The following is a 19885-nucleotide window of genomic DNA, read 5'->3' on the forward strand; positions in this document are numbered from 1 at the left end:
GCGGGGCGGGGTCCGCAGGCTTATCCCGCCCCGGCGGCGCAACAGTTCAGGCCGCGGCCTCCCGGGCCTGCGCCGGGGCCTGCCCGCGGTCCTCCAGCGTCAGGCCGAGGCTTTCGCAAAGCGGCAGCCGGCGGGCCGCGAAATTGCCCGCGCGGGCGCGCAGGAGGGCAAGGTTTTCCTCCGCGGTCCCCAGAACCCGGCCGTCATACTGCAGCCGCTGGCCCTGCGGCGCCAGGATGCGCCAGACCAGCTCCGCCCACTCCGACGGGGTTTGCAGCCCCTCGCTGCGGGCCAGCAGGAACAGCTGCTCGAACCGGTCCAGCTCCACTCCGCCGCCGGTGACAGGGGACGCGAGATAGCGCAGGGAATCGCTTTCCTCGGCCCGCTTGCAGACCGCGAGGTTGAAGGCGCGGCAGGCGGCGGCGCGGCCCTCAAGCCCTTCCGGCGGCAGGGCCGGGACGATCTGGCCGGTGCCGGCCAGCACCGTCAGCATCCGGGTGATGGCGGACCACTCGAGGGCTCCGAAGGCCCCCTGGTCCAGCAGGCTGCGCACCGTGGCCGGGCCTTTGGCCAGCGCCTGCAGCACCGGCGCGTAGTCTTCCTGCGCAAGCGGCACATCCCGGCCGCGGTGGTGGAACCGGAGCGCGCCGCCGCCGTAGGGGCGGGCCAGCGCCAGCGCCGCGCCAAACCAGGCGCCGATTCCGCCGCGCGGGGTGTGCGGCAGCCTTCCCTTGACGAAGATGTCAGTGCGGAAGTGCTCGTTCAGCAGCACGTCGCGCAGGCCTTCGCGGCGGACCGGCTCGCTCTCGCTTTCCAGCAGCGCGCGCTGCTGCGGCGTGAAGCGGACGCAATCGAGGTTGTCCAGCAGGCTGACGGAGCCTGCAATGCTGAGCTTGGCAGCGCCCAGTTCGGCGGCGAGATCCTCAAAGAAGAACGGAGTCCAGTCCTTGTTGAAATACTCATGCGCCACATAGTTTTCCGGCATCGAGGCCATGTGGTCCAGACGGGCCGTGACGGACGGGTTCCTGCCGAAATAGCCGCCTCCGGCGGTGGCCAGCCGGCGCGCGAAGTCCATCGCTTCGCTGATCCGCTCCTCCAGGGGGCCCCTGCCCTGTTCGGCCCGGGCAGCGAGGATCCGGCGCAGGGGCACGGCAGCGGCCCAGCCGGGCTGGGCGTTGCTGCTGACATAGACCAGGCCGCCCGGTTTCAGCCGGTCGGCGATGAAGCGCAGGATGTGCTGGCGGTTCTCTTCGGAGACCCAGCTGTAGACGCCGTGCAACGCGATGATGTCGAAGGCTGCCGGCAGGCCGGACGTTTCGCCGAAGTTCTCGAAACTGCGTTCGTGGAAGTGCATGTTCTCCAGCGCCGCCTCCTGCGCCAGTTCGCGGGCGCCTGCGATATGCGAGGGGCTGAAGTCCATCGCGTGAAACTGGATATGCGGGTTGGCGGCTGCCAGCAGGTTGGCGGAGAACCCCTGGCCGCAGCCCAGCTCGCAATAGGTGAGGCCATCGCCGTCCAGCCCGTGCCGGAGGCCCTGGGCGGTTGCGGCAAAGCCCAGCAGCGCGGGGGTCAGCTGGCGGTGGAAGTCAAAGGTGTAGTCAATGCCGGCGACATAGCCGGAGGTCCAGTCGGTCACGGAGGCTCCTGCAGATTGGGTAGATGTCATGCAGGGCAATTTCGGAAAATTTGATGAGAATAGGGTTAAGGACGGAGGAATGGTTCCGCGGAGGTATGCATGCCTTGGAAGGAGGTCGGCGGTACCACAGCCCCGCCGCTCTTGCCGTCGCGGGCTTTGGATGAAATTACCTGAATCAGCTGCGCCGCCACGGACCCGTTCAATAAATCCAGATTGAGAGCTCGAGTTCTGCAAGATTAGTCATCCCATTGAGGGTGACAATGTCGCCTTTGCCGAAGTCAAAAACCACAACACCAGAATGTTCCTCACCAAACCGGTCGATAATGTCTCTTGCGGTGAGATGGCCGGTCCAAAGGTTTTTATCTAGTCTCAGCACGTCTGAACCAATTGAAAAATCGGTCACGACATCAGAATCATAACCTGCCTTGAAGATAAACACATCTCTACCCTCGCCGCCGGTGAGCGTGTCACTACCTGCTTCCCCGTACAGGACATCATTACCAATGCCGCCACGTAACAGATCGCTGCCAGCACCGCCGCGCATAAAGTCATTGCCAGCTTCGCCAATCAACCGATCGCTGCCACCGCCGCCGAACAAGACGTCAGCGCCCGCTTCACCGTTCAGGGTATCAGACCCTCTACCCCCGAACAGAGAGTCAATGCCGTCCCCGCCATTCAGGACATCCAAGCCATTGCCGCCATTCATCGTGTCCGCTCCAGCTCCGCCGATCAGGTAATCATTACCGTCGTCACCTCGCAGGCGATCAGTTCCGCTGTTGCCTAGCAAGGTGTCATTGCCGCTTCCGCCAGAAAGCATGTCACGACCGTTGCTGCCATTCAGGTGATCGTTTCCCTGCGCCCCAACTAGAGTGTCATTGCCGTCTGCCCCAATCAGAACATCCGCATCACTGCCACCATTCAAAACATCGTTCCCGATAGCACCATTCAGAAAGTCACGCCCTGAGCCGCCGAACATACTGTCATTGCCAGAACCGCCGCGCAGAGTATCGCTGCCTCCGCCACCGAATAGCCAGTCATTTCCGGCGCGACCATCAAGCGTATCTTTGCCGCCTCTACCGTAAAGTGAGTTGTCTTCGGCATTTCCAAAAAGCCCGTCCGCTCCGTAGTGGCCTTCTGCGCCTTCTATACCGAAAAGGAAATCGTCGGCAGCCAAACCTGTGCTCCTTGCCGGATCAGCGAGATCGACAACAGTACCGTTGCCATCGAGGTAAACGGCTATGTCGTGCCCTTCTCCTCCTCTGAGAGTATCTGCCCCTTGGCCACCGTTGAGACTATCATTGCCGCCACCGCCGTGAAGGCAATCATCGCCGTCATCTCCGGTCAGGTAATCGATGCCAGCGCCACCGTTGAGAATGTCGTTCCCCGTGCCTCCATTAAGCAGGTCCTTTCCGGCACCCCCTGATAGAGTGTCCCGCCCTCCGTCACCGAAGAGGCTATCAGCGCCACTGTTACCATTCAGACTATCCGATCCGCCGCCGCCAAACAGCTGATCGCCAGCAGAAGCGCTGCCGGAATTAGAGCCTACTATCGTGTCGTTGCCCGCTCCGCCGTGCAGTTCCCCGCCTCCAACCAAGACGAAAATGAAATCGTTGCCGCTGCCCCCAAAGACAGTGTCAATTCCGTGCCCGGAGTAACCCCTGATTGTATCGCTTCCGGCGCCTCCAAGGATGCGGTCATTTCCGCCGCCACCTGAAATCATGTCGTTGCCGTCACCACCGAAAATCAAGTCATTCCCGTCGTCGCCGTCCAGACCGTCATTGCCACCACCGCCAAAAAGCGTGTCGTCACCGTCATCACTCATCACCTGATCGTTGCCTGAGCCGCCGTAAATCAAGTCATTGCTCCAAGCAGTAGCGATGTCGTCGTTACCGCCGCCGCCATAAATCGTGACAACTTCACTACTGCCGCCGCCGTGGATTGTGTCGTGGCCTCCCAGCCCCCGAACGAGACGCCCTCCGGTTCCAAACTCAATTCTGTCTGAAAACTCGGATCCGTCAAATTCAGCAACATCAGAAGGCAAGGCATAATTATAGCCCAAGCTTCGGTATGCTATCGTATACTCAAAGAGTTGACCTTCACGGCCGCTCGTTATTGAAAAATGAAGCGGGTTGTCAGGCCCGAAAGATATGCGCTCAGGAAATTCGTGAACAGTGAGTGTTCCATATGTTCCGCCTTCCGGCGCAGGCGCCCAAGGCTGAAACTCCAGATATGTAAAATATCTATCTAATACAGGGGCAAACACTTCCAACCCAACATCCGGTCCAGCTGACCTCCCGCCTTCGTAAGAACAGGTGAAAGTGATTTCATAAATTCGATTTGGGTCCATAGAGATTTCAACCCAATCGGATCTTTCGTTCGCAGTAATGCTTCCCTCGAAGGTGTCGCCGTCTGAAATTGTATAAACAGTCGCTTCCGAATCCGCTGCAGCAACAGCTTCAGTTTCTTGAACTAACGCCAATTAATTGCTCCCTTGGTCGATCTCCCAATTGAACCGAGCCAAGTAATCTGAATGGTGTAACCTGTCGCAACGCGATCAGCGCACGCTTACCGCCGAACACGTTATAGATGTAATTTCCTGATGGTTATCAGCCGATTATCTAGCTGTCCAGTCGCACTGCCGCAGTTCAAATGAATACGTTGCGCCGTAAGGAGAGCGAACGACCGCAAGGTCCAACCGATTTACACGAGATTCGCAGCACCCATCAGGCAATAGAATGGTTTCCACCCAGCCTGTTCTCAATACCCGCACGCCTAAAAAGAAAACCGGCCCCCAAAGGGAGCCGGTTTCCAAATCGTCCAATCCGCGCTCGGATCAGAGGGACATGTGGGTGCCCAGGGCTTCCATGTCGGCGAGCAGCTTGGCTGCGTCCTCGACCAGGCCGTGCGGCTGGTCTTCCTCTTTCGCGGTCTTGTACATCTCGCGGGCTTCCTCGATCAGCGCGTTCATCTGATCGCGGGTCATTTCGGCCATCGGGATCGCGCGTTCGGCCAGTACCGACAGGCTGTCGCCTGCGATTTCGGCAAAACCGCCGGTCACCAGATACTCCGAGTTGCCTTCCGGGCTTTCGACCTTCAGCACGCCGGGGCGCAGGGTGGTGATGGTGGGCGCATGCTGCGGCATCGCCGTCATGTCGCCCTCAGCACCGGGGATCTGAACCGCGCTGGCCTGCAGCGACGCCAGGGCGCGCTCGGGGCTCACGAGGTCGAATTGCATCGTTTGTGCCATTGGGGCCTCCTTTCAGGGTCCCCCCGCACCGCGAGGGCGCGGGGGAAAATCCGTTCTTAGGCGGCTTCCGCAGCCATCTTCTCGGCTTTGGCGAGCACTTCGTCGATGCCGCCAACCATGTAGAAGGCGCCTTCGGGCAGGTGGTCGTATTCACCGGCCACAACAGCCTTGAACGACGAGATGGTGTCTTCCAGCGGAACCTGCACACCGTCAGAGCCGGTGAACACCTTCGCAACGTCGAACGGCTGCGAGAGGAAACGCTGGATCTTACGCGCACGCGCAACGGTCAGCTTGTCCTCTTCCGACAGTTCGTCCATGCCGAGGATGGCGATGATGTCCTGCAGCGACTTGTAGCGCTGAAGGATCTGCTGAACGTCGGAAGCAACCTTGTAGTGCTCTTCGCCAACGATCGCCGGGTCCATCAGGCGCGAGGTGGAGTCCAGCGGGTCCACAGCGGGGTAGATGCCGAGCTCGGAGATCGCGCGGTTGAGAACGGTGGTCGCGTCCAGGTGGGCAAAGGTGGTTGCCGGTGCCGGGTCGGTAAGGTCGTCCGCGGGAACGTAGACGGCCTGGATCGAGGTGATCGAGCCGTGCTTGGTCGAGGTGATGCGTTCCTGCATCGCACCCATGTCGGTGGCCAGGGTCGGCTGGTAGCCCACAGCGGAGGGGATACGGCCGAGCAGAGCCGACACTTCGGAACCGGCCTGGGTGAAGCGGAAGATGTTGTCCACGAAGAACAGAACGTCGGTGCCGGACTGGTCGCGGAACTGCTCGGCCAGGGTCAGGCCGGTCAGCGCAACACGGGCACGGGCTCCCGGAGGCTCGTTCATCTGACCGTAAACCAGGGCCACCTGGGATTCTTCCAGGTTGTCCGGCTTGATCACGTTGGATTCGATCATTTCCCAGTACAGGTCGTTGCCTTCACGGGTCCGTTCGCCAACACCCGCGAACACGGAGAAGCCCGAGTGCACTTTTGCGATGTTGTTGATCAGTTCCATGATCAGAACGGTCTTGCCCACGCCGGCGCCGCCGAACAGGCCGATCTTGCCGCCTTTGGCGTAGGGCGCCAGCAGGTCGATCACCTTGATGCCGGTCACCAGGACTTCGGACTCGGTGGACTGGTCGTTGAATTCCGGTGCGGGCTGGTGGATCGCACGGGTCTCGGTTGCGTTCACCGGGCCCTTTTCGTCCACGGGCTCACCCACCACGTTCAGGATGCGGCCCAGGGTGGCGTTGCCGACCGGGATCGAGATCGGCGCACCGGTGTCGGTGACTTCCCGGCCGCGGACCAGGCCCTCGGTTGCGTCCATAGCGATGGTGCGGACGGTGTTTTCGCCGAGGTGCTGGGCAACTTCCAGAACCAGGGTTTTGCCGTCGTTTTCGGTGTGCAGCGCGTTCAGAATTGCGGGCAGGTGGTCGTCGAACTGGACGTCCACAACGGCGCCGATGATCTGGGTCACCTTGCCTTTTGCTTGTGCCATTTGTTGGTCTCCGGTTGTCTCTTAGAGCGCCTCAGCGCCCGAAATGATTTCAATCAGCTCGTTGGTGATCACGGCCTGACGGGAACGGTTGAACTCGATGGTCAGCTTGTCGATCATCTCGCCCGCGTTGCGGGTCGCGTTGTCCATCGCGCTCATCCGGGCACCCTGTTCGGATGCGCCGTTCTCCAGCAGGCCGGAGAAGATCTGGGTCGCCACGCCGCGCGGCAGCAGGTCCGCGAGGATCTGCTCTTCGCCCGGTTCATAGTCGTAGACGGCGCCAGAGCTTTCACCTTCCTCGGCCTCGAACGACGCCGGGATGATCTGCTGTGCGGTCGGGATCTGGGTCACGACGTTGACGAACTCCGAGAAGAAGATCGTGGCAACATCGAATTCACCAGCATCGAACCGGGTCAGGATGTCCTTGGCGATGGCCTGCGCATTGGCGTAGCCGATGCGCTTGACGTCGCTGAGGTCCACATGGCCGACGAAATCACTGCCGAGGTCGCGCTTCAGGGCGTCGCGGCCCTTCTTGCCGACGGTCAGAACCTTGACCGTCTTGCCCGCGGCCTTCAGCTCGGCCGCCTTTTGGCGGGCGAGCTTGGCAATGTTCGAGTTGAAGCCGCCGCAGAGGCCGCGTTCGGCGGTCATGACCACCAGGAGGTGAACCTGGTCCGAGCCGGTGCCGCGAAGCAGCTTGGGCGCGGAGTCGCTGCCGCCGACCGAGGCCGCCAGCCCTGCCATCACGGCGTTGAACCGCTTGGTGTAGGGCCGGGAATCCTCGGCAGCTTCCTGGGCGCGGCGAAGTTTCGCCGCGGCCACCATTTGCATGGCTTTGGTGATCTTGCGGGTCGATTTGACCGACTCGATCCTGTTTTTAAGGTCCTTGAGAGAAGGCATGTCCCGACTCTCTCCTTATGCGAAGGTGGCGGCGTATTCGTCGATCGCAGCCTTGAGTTTGTCAGCGGCCTCGCCCTTGATCTTGGGATCTTCGTTGGTGATCCAGTCCAGGGTCTCTTTGCCTTTGCCGCGCATATGCGCCAGCAGGCCTGCTTCCCAGCGGCCGACGTCCTTCAGCGCAACCTTGTCGAGGTAGCCGTTGGTGCCGGCGAAGATGACGCAGACGATTTCGGCGTTGGTCAGCGGCGAGTACTGCGGCTGCTTCATCAGCTCGGTCAGACGGGCGCCACGGTTCAGCAGCTGCTGGGTGGCGGCGTCGAGGTCGGAGCCGAACTGGGCGAAGGCCGCCATCTCGCGGTACTGGGCCAGCGACAGCTTAACCGGGCCTGCAACGGTCTTCATCGCGTTGGTCTGGGCCGAGGAGCCCACGCGCGAAACCGACAGACCGGTGTTCACGGCCGGGCGGATGCCCTGGTAGAACAGTTCGGTTTCCAGGAAGATCTGGCCGTCGGTGATCGAGATCACGTTGGTCGGAATAAACGCGGACACGTCGCCGCCCTGGGTTTCGATGACCGGCAGAGCGGTCAGCGAGCCGGCGCCGAAGTCCTCGTTCAGCTTTGCCGAACGCTCCAGCAGGCGGGAGTGCAGGTAGAAAACGTCGCCCGGATACGCTTCACGGCCCGGCGGACGGCGCAGCAGCAGGGACATCTGGCGGTAGGCCACGGCCTGCTTGGAGAGGTCATCATAGATGATCAGCGCGTGCTTGCCGTTGTCACGGAAATATTCGGCCATCGCGGTTGCGGCGTAGGGCGCCAGGAACTGCAGCGGTGCCGGGTCGGACGCGGTTGCGGCAACCACGATCGAGTATTCCATTGCGCCGGATTCTTCCAGCTTCTTCACCAGCTGGGCCACGGTCGAGCGCTTCTGGCCGACAGCGACGTAGACGCAGTACAGTTTCTTGGACTCGTCGTCGCCTGCGGCGTCGTTGTAGACCTTCTGGTTCAGGATGGTGTCCAGAGCCACGGCGGTCTTGCCGGTCTGACGGTCGCCGATGATCAGCTCGCGCTGGCCGCGGCCGATCGGGATCATCGCGTCGACCGATTTCAGGCCGGTTGCCATCGGCTCGTGCACCGATTTACGCGGGATGATGCCCGGCGCCTTGACGTCGGCAACCTGACGCTGCGCGGCGTTGATCGGGCCCTTGCCGTCCAGCGGGTTGCCCAGACCGTCGACAACGCGGCCCAGCAGCTCGGGGCCGGCCGGAACGTCCACGATGGAGTTGGTGCGCTTGACGGTGTCGCCTTCTTTAATGTCGCGGTCGGAGCCGAAGATCACGATACCGACGTTGTCGGCTTCGAGGTTCAGCGCCATGCCCATGATGCCGCCCGGGAACTCGACCATCTCGCCGGCCTGAACGTTGTCGAGGCCATAGACGCGGGCAATACCGTCACCGACGGACAGCACGCGGCCGATTTCTGCCACTTCGGCTTCTTGACCAAAATTCTTGATCTGGTCTTTCAGGATCGCAGAAATCTCTGCTGCTTGGATACCCATTTATCCGACCTCTTTCATTGCATTCTGTAGGGAGTTGAGCTTGGAGCGGATCGAGCTGTCGATCATCTTCGAGCCCACTTTAACGACAAGACCGCCGATGATGGAGGCATCGACGGAAGCATTGATGGTAACTTTCTTGCCCACGCGCTCGGCCAGGGTCTTGGCCAGTTTCTCGCTCTGGGTCTTGGTCAGCGCCTTGGCGGAGACCACTTCGGCGGTCACTTCGCCGCGGGCATCGGCCAGGCGGGCGCGCAGCGCCTCGATCAGCGCAGGCACCACGAACAGGCGGCGCTTGTCGGCCATCAGAGCCAGGGTATTGCGCAGGACGGGATCAATGCCCATCTTGTCCGCCACCGCGGTGATTGCGGCGCCCTGCTCTTCGCGCGACACGAGCGGCGAGTTGATCAGGCTGTTGAGCTCTGGGCTGTCAGCCAGGGCGGCTGCCAGATCATTGATGCTGGTTTCAAGGCTGTCGAGCGCCTTGTTCTCTTCCGCGATGTCGAACACCGCCGTAGCATAGCGCGCGGCAATGCCTGCAGAAATCGAAGCTGGTTCGGACACGTCCACCCTTCCGATATGTTTTTGGCCCCGGTTGGCGTACCTGGCTTCAGGAGGCGTCCGGGGGCGTGAGACATCCCCCTTGGCAGCGGGGCGTTGAAATCAGCGTGGGTCTAGCAGAGCGGATGCGACCTATCAACTGCCTATAACGGTAACAGGGAAAAGCATGTTTCATTTGTTTTCAAAGGCTTGCAGCAAGTGCGGCCCTTTGACCACAGATGAATTATAAAAAAGTGCGGCCGAACTGCAGGATTTGGCGATTCCGGAAAGCGGCATTTGCGGCAAAAAGCGTCACATAACGGTGCCGGAGCCGCCGGAAGGCCCGTTTCGGCCGATTTCGGGAATCGAAATCCGGTGCCGCATTCGCGGCTTCCCTCACACCGGTTCCGGCATCGGGTTGGAGAGGCCTTCCAGCACCCGGATGCGGTTCGGGGCCTTGGTGCGGGTCATGTGGCCCTTCTGCGGGTAGGTCTGCTTGCTGACCTCGACCATGAACACGCCGCCGGCCAGCATCGCGGGCAGCTTGCGGCCCATCTTTTCCAGCATGGCCCCGGATTTCAGCCAGAACCGCTTGTGGCTGGGCAGCCGGTACAGCGCCGCGGTATGCTGTTCGATGGCGAACTGGTGGTCGCGCAGCTGGCCCTCCAGCTGGCGCAGCGTGTAGGGCCGCCCGAACCCGAACGGCGTGAGATCCGAGCGCGCCCAGAGTCCCGCCCGGTTCGGCACAATGAAAATCGCCCGGCCGCCCGGCCCCAGCACCCGCCAGCATTCCTCCAGCAGCTTGCTGGGCCGCTCGGAGGTTTCCAGCCCGTGCATCACCACCAGCCGGTCGGCGCGGCCGGTGTCGATGGGCCAGCTGGTCTCCTCGCACAGGATCGAGACGTTGGGCATCCCGGCAGGCCATTGCATCACCCCCTGCGGGCCCGGCATCAGCGCCATCACCCGGCGCGCCTCCGGCAGGTAGGGCCGCAGCAGCGGCGCGGCAAAGCCGAAGCCTGCCACCGTCAGCCCCTCCGCCTCCGGCCACAGTTCCAGCAGGCGGCCGCGGATCGAGGCCTGCGCCGCGCGCCCCAGGGTGCTGCGGTAGTAGAAGTTCCTGAGATCCTGAACATCAAGATGCATTGCGGGCGCCTGCTGCTTCGGCCAATCTGGGCGCAGTTTAGCAATGTAAAGGCGAATGACCATGCCTCTTGAGATCGTCACCCTGCCCTGCCTGTCGGATAACTATGCCTTTTTGATCCATAATCCGGCCTCCGGGGAAACCGCGCTGGTGGATGCGCCCGAGGCCGGCGCCATCAGGGCCGCCCTGTCGGAGCGCGGCTGGGGGCTGGACCGGATCCTGCTCACCCACCACCACTGGGACCATGTGGACGGGGTGGCGGAGCTGCGCGAAGCCTATGGCGCCAAGGTGATCGGCGCCGCGGCCGACGCCAGCCGGCTGCCGCCGCTCGACATGGCCGTGGAGGATGGCGGCACATACCCCCTGCTGGGCGAAGAGGTGCAGGTGATGGATGTCTCCGGCCACACGGTCGGCCACATCGCCTTTTACATTCCGGGCGCGGAGGCGGTGTTCACAGCCGACAGCCTGATGGCGCTGGGGTGCGGGCGGCTGTTCGAGGGCACGCCGCAGCAAATGTGGGCCAGCCTGTCGCAACTTGCCGCGCTGCCGCCGCAAACTATGGTTTACTCCGGGCATGAATACACCCAGGCTAACGGTGCCTTTGCGGTCACCGTGGACCCCGGCAACCCGGCGTTGCAGTCGCGGATCAGCGATATCGCGGAGGCCCGGGGAAACGGCCTGCCGACAGTGCCGTCCTCCCTGCAATTGGAACTTGACACCAATCCGTTCCTGCGGGCCGCCGACAGAGCCATCAGAGCCCACCTGGGAATGCAAGATGCTGAAGATGCAGAGGTTTTTGCCGAAATCCGCAAGCGCAAAGACAATTTCTGAGCAAATCAAGGGCATCGGGGCGCAACAGGGAGAAAATAATTGTGACCCCAAAATGAAGAAAAGACCTTGAAGCCGGCGCGCTATCAACCAAACTCTAACCTTATAAGCACATGGTTGAACTGAGGGGTTGGTTAATACCGCCCCACCGGCCAACCCAAGATCAGAGGAGCACGCCCGTGCCTTCATTCTCGAGCACCCTGGAACAGGCCATTCACGCAGCGCTGGCGCTGGCGAATGAACGCCGTCATGAATTCGCAACCCTGGAACATCTGCTTCTGGCCCTGATCGACGAGCCCGATGCCGCCCGCGTGATGCGCGCCTGCAGCGTCGACCTGAGCGAATTGCGATCCTCCCTGGTGGAATTCGTGGATGAGGACCTTGCCAACCTGGTGACCGATATCGACGGATCGGAGGCGGTGCCGACCGCTGCCTTCCAGCGCGTCATCCAGCGCGCCGCGATCCACGTGCAAAGCTCCGGCCGCACCGAGGTAACAGGGGCGAATGTGCTGGTCGCCATCTTTGCCGAGCGCGAGAGCGACGCCGCCTATTTCCTGCAGGACCAGGAGATGACCCGCTATGACGCGGTGAACTTCATCGCCCACGGTGTGGCCAAGGACCCGGCCTACGGGGAATCCCGCCCGGTCACCGGCGCCACCGAGCAGGAAGAGGACAACCTGACCGCCGCCCCCGAGGGCGAGAAGAAGGAGTCGGCGCTGGCCAAGTACTGCGTCGATCTGAACGCGAAATCCCGCGACGGCGACATCGACCCGCTGATCGGCCGCGACCACGAGGTCGAGCGCTGCATCCAGGTGCTGTGCCGCCGCCGCAAGAACAACCCGCTGCTGGTGGGCGACCCCGGTGTCGGCAAGACCGCCATCGCCGAAGGTCTGGCGCGCCGCATCGTGTCCGGCGAAACCCCGGAAATCCTGTCGGAAACCACCATCTACTCGCTCGACATGGGCGCGCTGCTGGCGGGCACCCGCTACCGCGGCGATTTCGAGGAGCGGCTGAAGGCCGTGGTCACCGAACTGGAGGATCACCCCGACGCGGTGCTGTTCATCGACGAGATCCACACCGTGATCGGTGCAGGCGCCACCTCCGGCGGCGCGATGGATGCCTCCAACCTGCTGAAGCCTGCGCTGCAGGGCGGCAAGCTGCGCACCATGGGCTCCACCACCTACAAGGAGTTCCGCCAGCATTTCGAGAAGGACCGCGCGCTGTCCCGCCGGTTCCAGAAAATCGACGTGAACGAGCCGACGGTGGAGGATTCCATCGAGATCCTGAAAGGCCTGAAGCCCTATTTCGAGGAGCATCACGGCATCAAATTCACCTCGGACGCAATCAAGACCGCGGTGGAGCTGTCAGCGCGCTACATCAACGACCGCAAGCTGCCGGACAAGGCCATCGACGTGATCGACGAGGCCGGCGCCGCGCAGCATCTGATCATCGAAAGCAAGCGCCGCAAGACCATCGGCGTCAAGGAGATCGAGGCCGTGGTCGCCAAGATCGCCCGCATTCCGCCCAAGAACGTCTCGAAAGACGATGCCGAGGTGCTGAAGGACCTGGAGAAATCGCTGAAACGGGTGGTCTTCGGCCAGGACGATGCGATCACCGCGCTGTCGAGCGCCATCAAGCTGGCCCGCGCCGGCCTGCGCGAGCCGGAGAAGCCGATCGGCAACTACCTGTTTGCGGGCCCCACCGGCGTCGGCAAGACCGAAGTGGCCAAGCAGCTGGCCGACCAGCTGGGCGTGGAGCTCTTGCGCTTCGACATGTCGGAATACATGGAGAAACACGCGGTCTCCCGCCTGATCGGCGCGCCTCCGGGCTATGTCGGCTTTGACCAGGGCGGCCTGCTCACAGACGGTGTCGACCAGCACCCGCACTGCGTGCTGCTGCTGGATGAGATCGAGAAGGCGCACCCCGATGTCTACAACATCCTGCTGCAGGTGATGGACAACGGCCAGCTGACCGACCACAACGGCCGCACCGTGAACTTCCGCAACGTGATCCTGATCATGACCTCCAATGCCGGTGCGTCGGACATGGCAAAGGCCGCGATCGGTTTCGGCCGCGACCGCCGCGAGGGCGAGGACACCGCAGCGATCGAGCGCACCTTCACGCCGGAGTTCCGCAACCGTTTGGACGCGGTGATCTCCTTCGCGCCGCTGGGCAAAGAGGTGATCCTCCAGGTGGTCGAGAAGTTCGTCCTGCAGCTGGAAGCGCAGCTGATGGACCGCAACGTGTCGATCGAACTGACCCGCAAGGCCGCCGAATGGCTGGCCGACAAGGGCTACGACGACCGCATGGGCGCGCGTCCGCTGGGCCGGGTGATCCAAGAGCACATCAAGAAGCCGCTGGCCGAGGAGCTGCTGTTCGGCAAGCTGACCAAGGGCGGCGTCGTCAAGGTCGGCATCAAGGACGGCAAGCTGGACCTGCGGCTGGAGGGTCCGGGCAAGCCGCGGATCTCCGGCGACAAGCCGCCGCTGCTGACCGCGGACTGATGCGCCTCGCAGCGCTGCTGACATCTTTATCGCTCGCCGCGCCCGCCGCGGCGGGCGATTTTCGTTTGCAGTTCCCGCTCGACTGCACCCTGGGCGAGGACTGCCACATCCAGCAGTTCACCGATCACGACCCCGGCAAGGGCGCCACGGATTTCACCTGCGGCACGCTCAGCTACGACGGACACAAGGGCACTGATTTTGCCCTGCCCTACCTGTCGGACATGCAGGCGGGCGTTACCGTGCGGGCCGCAGCAGATGGGGTTGTCCGCGGTATCCGCAACGCAATGCCGGATCAGTATGCTGACGGCGCGAACGATGCCGCCATCGACGGCAAGGAATGCGGCAACGGCGTGGTGCTGAGCCACGGCGGCGGCTGGGAAACCCAGTACTGCCACATGAAGCAAGGCTCTGTCCGGGTGGAAAGCGGTCAGAAGGTCCGGGCCGGCGATGTGCTGGGCGAGGTTGGGCTTTCCGGCAAGACCCAGTTTCCGCATCTGCACCTGTCTGTGCGCAAGGACGGCGCGGTGGTGGATCCCTTCGCCCCGGACAGGCCGGGCAGCTGCGGCGGCGCCCCGGCGCGGACGCTGTGGGCCAAACCGCCCCCCTACCAGCCGGGCGGCCTGCTGGGCGCCGGGTTTTCCGCTGCCATTCCCGGGTTCGGCGCGATCAAGGCGGGTGCGGCTGACCAATCGCCTCTGGCAGCGGACGCGCCCGCAATGGTGTTCTGGGCCTATGCCTTCGGCAGCCGGGCGGGCGACAGGCTGGAGCTGGCAGTGACCGGGCCGGGCGGCGAGGTGGTCTCGCACAGCGAGGCGCTGGAGCGGACCCAGGCGCAGCTGTTCCGCGCGGCCGGCCGCCGTCTGCGCGGCGGCCAATGGCCGGCGGGAACCTATACCGGCACCGCCCGGCTGCTGCGCAACGGCGCGGAAGTGGACAGTTTCTCCCGCAGCATGGTGATCCCGCCCGCGGCGGACGCGGCCTCTCAGTAGCGCAGCGACCGCAGCCGCCGGGGCGTCAGCCCCGGCGGCTGCGCGGCCCAACGGGCGCGGCGCACCCTAAGGGCAGCCTGGCGCCGGGCGGGAGGCCCCTGCCCGCAAGCCGTGCCGGCCCTGTCAGCCGCTTCAGATTTGATAACCCCGTAAATCGCAATAGGTTATAAGGCAGCCCTACTGCCCGGTGGGGCAGCAACCCGTGTGTAACTAGTAGCTTGTCTCCTTTAGTGAAGCGGGTTGCACCCCGCGGGCCGTGGCAGGGGTCATCTCCCGCTCAACGGGTCCGCCGCAGCCTGCCGTCCGTCTGGCTCACTTCTCGGTAAATTTCAGCTCGATCCGCCGGTTCTGGGCGCGCGCCTCCGGCGTGTCCGCCGGGTTCACCGGCTGGTATTCCCCGAACCCGTTGGCGGCCAGCCGCGACGGCGGCACTCCCAGCGCTTCGACCATGTAGCGCACCACTGACAGCGCCCGCCCCTGGCTGAGCTCCCAGTTGTCGGCAAATTTCGGGTGCGCCCCCAGCGGCGTGCTGTCGGTATGCCCGTCCACCCGGATGATCCAGTTGATCTCCGGCGGGATCGCCGTCACCACGCTTTGCAGGATCGACACCACCTTGGCGATCTCCACCCGCCCTTCCGGCGACAGCGTGGCGCTGCCCGGCGGGAACAGAACTTCGGAGGCAAACACAAACCGGTCGCCCTGGATGCGCACGCCTTCCTGAGTGCCAAGGAGATCCCGCAGGCGCCCGAAGAACTCGGAGCGGTAGCGCTCCAGGTCCTGCGCCTTGCTGGCAAGCCGTTCCGCCTCGGCCTGCAGCCGCTTGCGCTCCTGCTCCTCCAGAAGCCGCCGCTTGCGCTCTTCCGAAGCGGCGCGGGCCAGCGCCGCGTTCAGATCCTGCCCCAGGTTCTGCAGCTGCACCTGCTGCGCCGCGTCGCGGGCCTGGTAGTCGTCCAGAATCGCCTGCAGCCCCCCCAGCTGCTCGCGCAGAGCGGCCACTTGCTGGTTCAGGAGCGCTGTTTCGCGGCGGGCTTCCTCGGAAACGGCCCTTTCTTGCGACAGGGCATCCCGCGCCTGCGCCAAAAGGGCCGCGCGCTCTTCCGCCTGGGTCAGCCGCTCCGAGGCTGCTGCCTCTGCCGCCTCCTGCGCCGTCACGGCTGCCAGCAGGCGCTGGCGCAGCACGTCCAGGTCTTCCGCTTGGGTCTCTGCAGCAGCCAGGGCGGCCTTCGCCTCAGCCAGCTCGGCTGCCATCCGGCCGGCTTCCGCATCAGAGCCTGCGCGAGCGGCTTCCAGTTCCGAAAGCTGCGCGTCCAGCTGTTTCTTCGCGGCCTCCGCTGCTGCCAGCAGGGTGAGAGTGTCTTCCGCCTGCTGCCGCTGGGCTTCCAGTGCCAGAGTCATCGCGGTCAGCTCGGCATCCGCCGACTGCAGTTTCGCCCGCAGGGCCTCCGCCGCCGCTGCCTCCACCAGGCGGGCGGCCTCTTCGGCGCTCAGCTGCTCCTGCAGACCGGCGATTTCCTCGGACCTGGCGGCTTCCTCCGCTTCCCGGCTGGCAATCAGCGCCTCCATCGCCTCACGCTCTGCCGCGGCCAGCCGGGCGGCCTCGGCCTGAGCGTCGATCTCGCCGCGGGCCTGCGCTAGTGCCAGGTTCAGGGCCTCCTGCTCGCTCAGCAGGGCGTCGCGGGCGGCTTCCAGGCTTTCACGGTCGGTGTTCAGCTCGGCAACCCGCGCCTGTGCGGCGTCGCGGCTGGCAATCAGGGCGGCCACTTGCGCCTCGAAACCGGTGATGCGGCTGGCGGCTTCTGCCAGCTCGCCAGCCTGGCGGTCACGCTCAGCCGTGAGCGAGGAGATCAGGCTGCGCGCCTGGGTCAGGTCTTCTTCGGCAGTGTTCAGGGTCGAGGCCAATGCCCCGAGCCGGGCGTTCAGGCGCCGGTTTTCGCGCTCCTCCAGCCCCAGGGCAGAGGCCAGCGCGCTGACCTCGGCTGACAGTTCATCCAGCTGGCTTTCCTGGCCGGTAATTGTCTCGCGCAGCACGAACTGCACCACCATGAAGATGGTCAGCACGAACATCAGCACCAGCAGGAGCCCGGTCATCGCATCGACGAATCCGGGCCAGATCGAGGCCTGGAACCGCTGTCCTGTGCGCCGGGAAAGGGCCATCGCTTACGCCCCCGCGTCCCGGTCCGGCAGGCCGCCGCGCGACAGGCCGCGCGGCCGGGCAAAAGCCTTGATCATCAGATCGATGTCCTTGCGCAACTCGCTGAGGCTTTCCTGGCGGCCGGCCGAGATTTCCTCGAGGATGCGCAGCATCTGCACGTCGATCGAGCGCAGCCGCATCCGGCTTTCGGCGTCGATGCCGCCCTGTTCGCCCTGGGCGCGCAGGATCTCGGTCAGCGCCTCCTGCCCCACCGCGACCCGGTCCAGCGCCGCGGTGATGGTGCCGGTATGCTCCTGGCGGCGGTTCATGTCCTGGATGGTTTCGACCAGGTCGCCCAGTTTCCGGTCCACCGCCGCGCGGCCCTCGGAGGTTTCGGCGAACATGGCCTGCAGCGCGTCCATCTGCTCGGCCATGGTGTCGAGCACCTGGGAAACCACGCCGCTGTCGCCGGCGCCGTCCTCGCCCGAGGAGAAGCTGACGCGGGTGATCGAGGAGAGCCATTCCTCCAGCTCGCGGTAGAACCGGTTCTGGCCGTGGCCCGCGAACAGTTCCAGCAGGCCGACGATCAGCGAACCCGCCAGGCCCAGCAGCGAGGAGGCGAAGGCGACGCCCATGCCGCCCAGCTGCGCCTCCAGCCCCGTCATCAGGCGGTTGAAGACCGACAGGCCCTCCTCGCCCTCCTGCGGGGCCAGGCTGCGGATGGTGTCGACGACGGCGGGAACGGTGGTGGCGAGACCATAGAAGGTGCCCAGAAGGCCCAGGAAGATCAGCAGATTGACAATGTAGCGGGTGATTTCCCGGTCCTCGTCGATGCGGCTGGCAACCGAGTCCAGGATCGAGCGGGTCGAAGCCGAGCCCAGCTGCATGCGCGCGCTGCGCGTGCCGAGAAGCGAGGCCAGCGGCGCCAGCATCGAGGGCGGGCGGCGGTGCTCCTGATTGTCGCCCGCGGCAAAGCGCTCGATCCAGCGCACCGAGCCGATGAGCTGCACCACCTGCCAGAAACAGGCCAGGACACCGATGACGAAGACCAGTACGATGAAGCCGTTGAGCCAGGGGTTGGCCTCAAACACCGGCAGCACCCGCGGCAGCGCCACGAAGGCGCCGAAGCCCGAAAGCCCCAGCGCGATCAGCATCATGATGATCTGCCGCACCGGCTGGGAGAACTGCGGCCGGGTCTTGCGGTCTGGCTGCGCCATATTGCTTGGCTCCTGACACTTTTGACTGCTCGTATTGCGTTCGCAGCCTATAAGCAAAGTGTCAGAAGCGCCAAGGCTTTATGCGGTGATTTCCCGCACCCTTCCCGCCAGCCAGTCGAGATCGCGGTCGTGCAGGCCGATCTCGGCGAGATGCTCGGCGGTGTTGTAGAGGTATTCGGTGTTGGGACCGCGCCCGCCCACCGCACGGGCGATGATCTGGGCCTGTTCCTCGAGGCTGAGACCACCGCAATACTGCACATGGTTCGGATCGATCACATAGGTGACGGCGGTGACGCTGGAACCGTCACCCAGCTCCACCGCCAGGTCCCGCTCCAGGTAGGCCGAGGAGATCAGCTCGCGCTCGCGCAGGTCTGCGAGGGTCTGCTCCTCGTGGCCGGCTTCAACCGCCAGCGCGATGCCTTTGCAATGGGCGCCGTCCGTTTCGTCCAGCGCCAGCACCAGGCCGGGCTTGTCCTCGCTGCCGCGGTGGTGGATCGAGGACATGCAGAAAGAGCGCGCATAGCCGTGCAGCACCGCCACCTCGCGCCGGGCCACCGGGAAGCCCGGGTTCCAAAGAAGCGATCCGTATCCGAATACCCACATGGTCATGTCATCTGGCCCTTTCCGTGCCCTCCCTATAAACAGCAATCCTGATCCGGACAAAAGAGGCTATCCGATGCGCCTGGCAAAACTGCTGATTGCCGCCCTCCTGGTGTGGAGCCTTTACTGGGCGGCGGCGGCCTGGGGTCTGAAGAACGGCATCGCCGCCTGGTTCGAGGCGCAGGAAAGCCGGGGCTGGCAGGCGGAGTACGCGGCGCTGGAAACGCAGGGGTATCCGCTGCGGCACCTGACGCGGATCAGCCGCCCTGCCTTGGCCGATCCCCGCACCGGCACCGCCTGGCGAGCGGACTGGCTGGAGCTGTCGAGCCCCGCCGCCTGGCCCGGGAAGCTGGAGCTTCACTTCCCCGCCGCGCCGCAAAGGCTCTCCTACTTCGACCGGACGGCGGTGATCGCTACAGAGGGGCTGCAGGCCAGCCTGCACCTGAAGCCGGGAACTGCGCTGGAGCTGCAGCAGATGGCACTGGTTGCGGACCGCTGGCAGATCGCGAAGGACGGAGAAGCGGTGCTGAGCGGTGCCGCGCTGGACCTGCGCATGGAGCAAACGGAGGCCCCCGAGACCTACCGGATCAGCGCCGGAGCAAGGGAATTCGCGCCGCGCGCCGCCTGGCGGCGGCTACTGGCGGCCAGCGCGCCGCTGCCGGAACGGTTCGACACGCTGATGCTGGAGATGGCGGTTGCCTTCGACGCGCCCTGGGACCGGTCCGCGCTGGAACAGAAGCGGCCGCAGCCGCGCCGGATCGACCTGAAGCTGGCCGATGCCCGGTGGGGGGATCTGAGGCTCAAGGCCGCGGGCAAGCTGACGGTGGACGAAGCCGGCCTGCCGGCAGGCGAGATCGCGCTGCAGGCGGAGAACTGGCGCGGCCTGGTGCTTATGGCGGAGCGCAGCGGCGCGCTGCCGCCCTCCCTGCGCGGCACGGTGGAGCGGGTGCTGGGGCTGCTGGCAGAGGCCAGCGGCAACCCGAACAACCTCGATATCACGCTGGGCTTTGCGGATGGCTATGTCACGCTCGGCCCGCTGCCGCTGGGCCACGCGCCGCGGCTGATCATCCGCTGACCGGGGAACCCGCCTGTCAAGGGCCGTGCAGCGCGCGCCGTTCACCCT

Annotated in this window: 15 protein-coding genes; 4 read left to right on the top strand and 11 right to left on the bottom strand. The window is 64.4% G+C overall.

The window, feature by feature from the left end:
• Positions 1-46: 46 nt before the first annotated feature.
• The 8 genes from KUV26_RS06650 to KUV26_RS06685 form a co-directional block, all read right to left on the bottom strand.
• Positions 47-1666 carry a class I SAM-dependent methyltransferase gene (locus KUV26_RS06650; RefSeq protein ID WP_261399761.1) on the bottom strand — a complete coding sequence of 540 codons (1620 nt, stop codon included), beginning with the start codon at positions 1664-1666 and terminating at the stop codon, positions 47-49.
• A 169-nt stretch (positions 1667-1835) separates the two neighbouring features.
• A complete protein-coding gene (locus tag KUV26_RS23795; protein WP_222507775.1) occupies positions 1836-4115 on the bottom strand; it encodes a calcium-binding protein in 2280 nt (759 codons plus the stop codon).
• 354 nt (positions 4116-4469) lie between these two features.
• A complete protein-coding gene (locus KUV26_RS06660) occupies positions 4470-4883 on the bottom strand; it encodes a F0F1 ATP synthase subunit epsilon (RefSeq protein ID WP_222507776.1) in 414 nt (137 codons plus the stop codon).
• A 56-nt stretch (positions 4884-4939) separates the two neighbouring features.
• A complete protein-coding gene (gene atpD, locus KUV26_RS06665; protein ID WP_222504930.1) occupies positions 4940-6364 on the bottom strand; it encodes a F0F1 ATP synthase subunit beta in 1425 nt (474 codons plus the stop codon).
• A 21-nt stretch (positions 6365-6385) separates the two neighbouring features.
• Positions 6386-7261: a F0F1 ATP synthase subunit gamma gene (locus tag KUV26_RS06670; RefSeq protein WP_222504931.1), complete on the bottom strand. Its 876-nt coding sequence runs from the start codon at positions 7259-7261 to the stop codon at positions 6386-6388.
• Positions 7262-7276: 15 nt separating this feature from the next.
• On the bottom strand, positions 7277-8815 hold the full coding sequence (gene atpA / locus KUV26_RS06675; RefSeq protein WP_222504932.1) for a F0F1 ATP synthase subunit alpha: 1539 nt from the start codon (positions 8813-8815) through the stop codon (positions 7277-7279).
• The gene (locus tag KUV26_RS06680; protein WP_174148154.1) at positions 8816-9376 is read right to left on the bottom strand and encodes a F0F1 ATP synthase subunit delta; all 561 of its coding nucleotides are present in this window, start codon (positions 9374-9376) and stop codon (positions 8816-8818) included.
• Between the two features lie 372 nt (positions 9377-9748).
• A complete protein-coding gene (locus KUV26_RS06685) occupies positions 9749-10495 on the bottom strand; it encodes a class I SAM-dependent methyltransferase (RefSeq protein WP_222504933.1) in 747 nt (248 codons plus the stop codon).
• Positions 10496-10550: 55 nt separating this feature from the next.
• Between KUV26_RS06685 and gloB the strand changes: the two genes are divergently transcribed.
• The 3 genes from gloB (at position 10551) to KUV26_RS06700 (ending at position 14814) form a co-directional block, all read left to right on the top strand.
• Positions 10551-11324 (top strand): hydroxyacylglutathione hydrolase, encoded by a 774-nt coding sequence (gene gloB, locus KUV26_RS06690; protein ID WP_222507777.1) that lies wholly within the window; start codon positions 10551-10553, stop codon positions 11322-11324.
• Positions 11325-11500: 176 nt separating this feature from the next.
• A complete protein-coding gene (clpA, locus tag KUV26_RS06695; protein ID WP_222504935.1) occupies positions 11501-13825 on the top strand; it encodes an ATP-dependent Clp protease ATP-binding subunit ClpA in 2325 nt (774 codons plus the stop codon).
• On the top strand, positions 13825-14814 hold the full coding sequence (locus KUV26_RS06700) for a M23 family metallopeptidase (protein ID WP_222507778.1): 990 nt from the start codon (positions 13825-13827) through the stop codon (positions 14812-14814). Before clpA ends, KUV26_RS06700 begins: the two co-directional genes overlap by 1 nt.
• 312 nt (positions 14815-15126) lie before the next feature.
• On the opposite strand, the gene KUV26_RS06705 is transcribed toward KUV26_RS06700, so the two are convergent.
• The 3 genes from KUV26_RS06705 to KUV26_RS06715 all read right to left on the bottom strand — a co-directional run bounded on the left by KUV26_RS06705 (position 15127) and on the right by KUV26_RS06715 (position 18771).
• Positions 15127-16968 carry a peptidoglycan -binding protein gene (locus KUV26_RS06705; protein ID WP_222507779.1) on the bottom strand — a complete coding sequence of 614 codons (1842 nt, stop codon included), beginning with the start codon at positions 16966-16968 and terminating at the stop codon, positions 15127-15129.
• A gap of 3 nt (positions 16969-16971) precedes the next feature.
• Entirely contained in the window at positions 16972-18162 is a 1191-nt protein-coding gene (locus KUV26_RS06710; protein ID WP_222507780.1) for a biopolymer transporter ExbB, read from the bottom strand.
• Between the two features lie 78 nt (positions 18163-18240).
• Positions 18241-18771 (bottom strand): gamma-glutamylcyclotransferase, encoded by a 531-nt coding sequence (locus KUV26_RS06715; RefSeq protein ID WP_222504939.1) that lies wholly within the window; start codon positions 18769-18771, stop codon positions 18241-18243.
• A 67-nt stretch (positions 18772-18838) separates the two neighbouring features.
• On the opposite strand from KUV26_RS06715, the gene KUV26_RS06720 reads away from it, so the two are divergent.
• Positions 18839-19837 (top strand): DUF2125 domain-containing protein, encoded by a 999-nt coding sequence (locus tag KUV26_RS06720; RefSeq protein WP_222507781.1) that lies wholly within the window; start codon positions 18839-18841, stop codon positions 19835-19837.
• The last annotated feature ends 48 nt before the right edge of the window (positions 19838-19885 follow it).

It is taken from the genome of Leisingera daeponensis (assembly GCF_019801465.1).
Taxonomy (GTDB): domain Bacteria; phylum Pseudomonadota; class Alphaproteobacteria; order Rhodobacterales; family Rhodobacteraceae; genus Leisingera; species Leisingera daeponensis_A.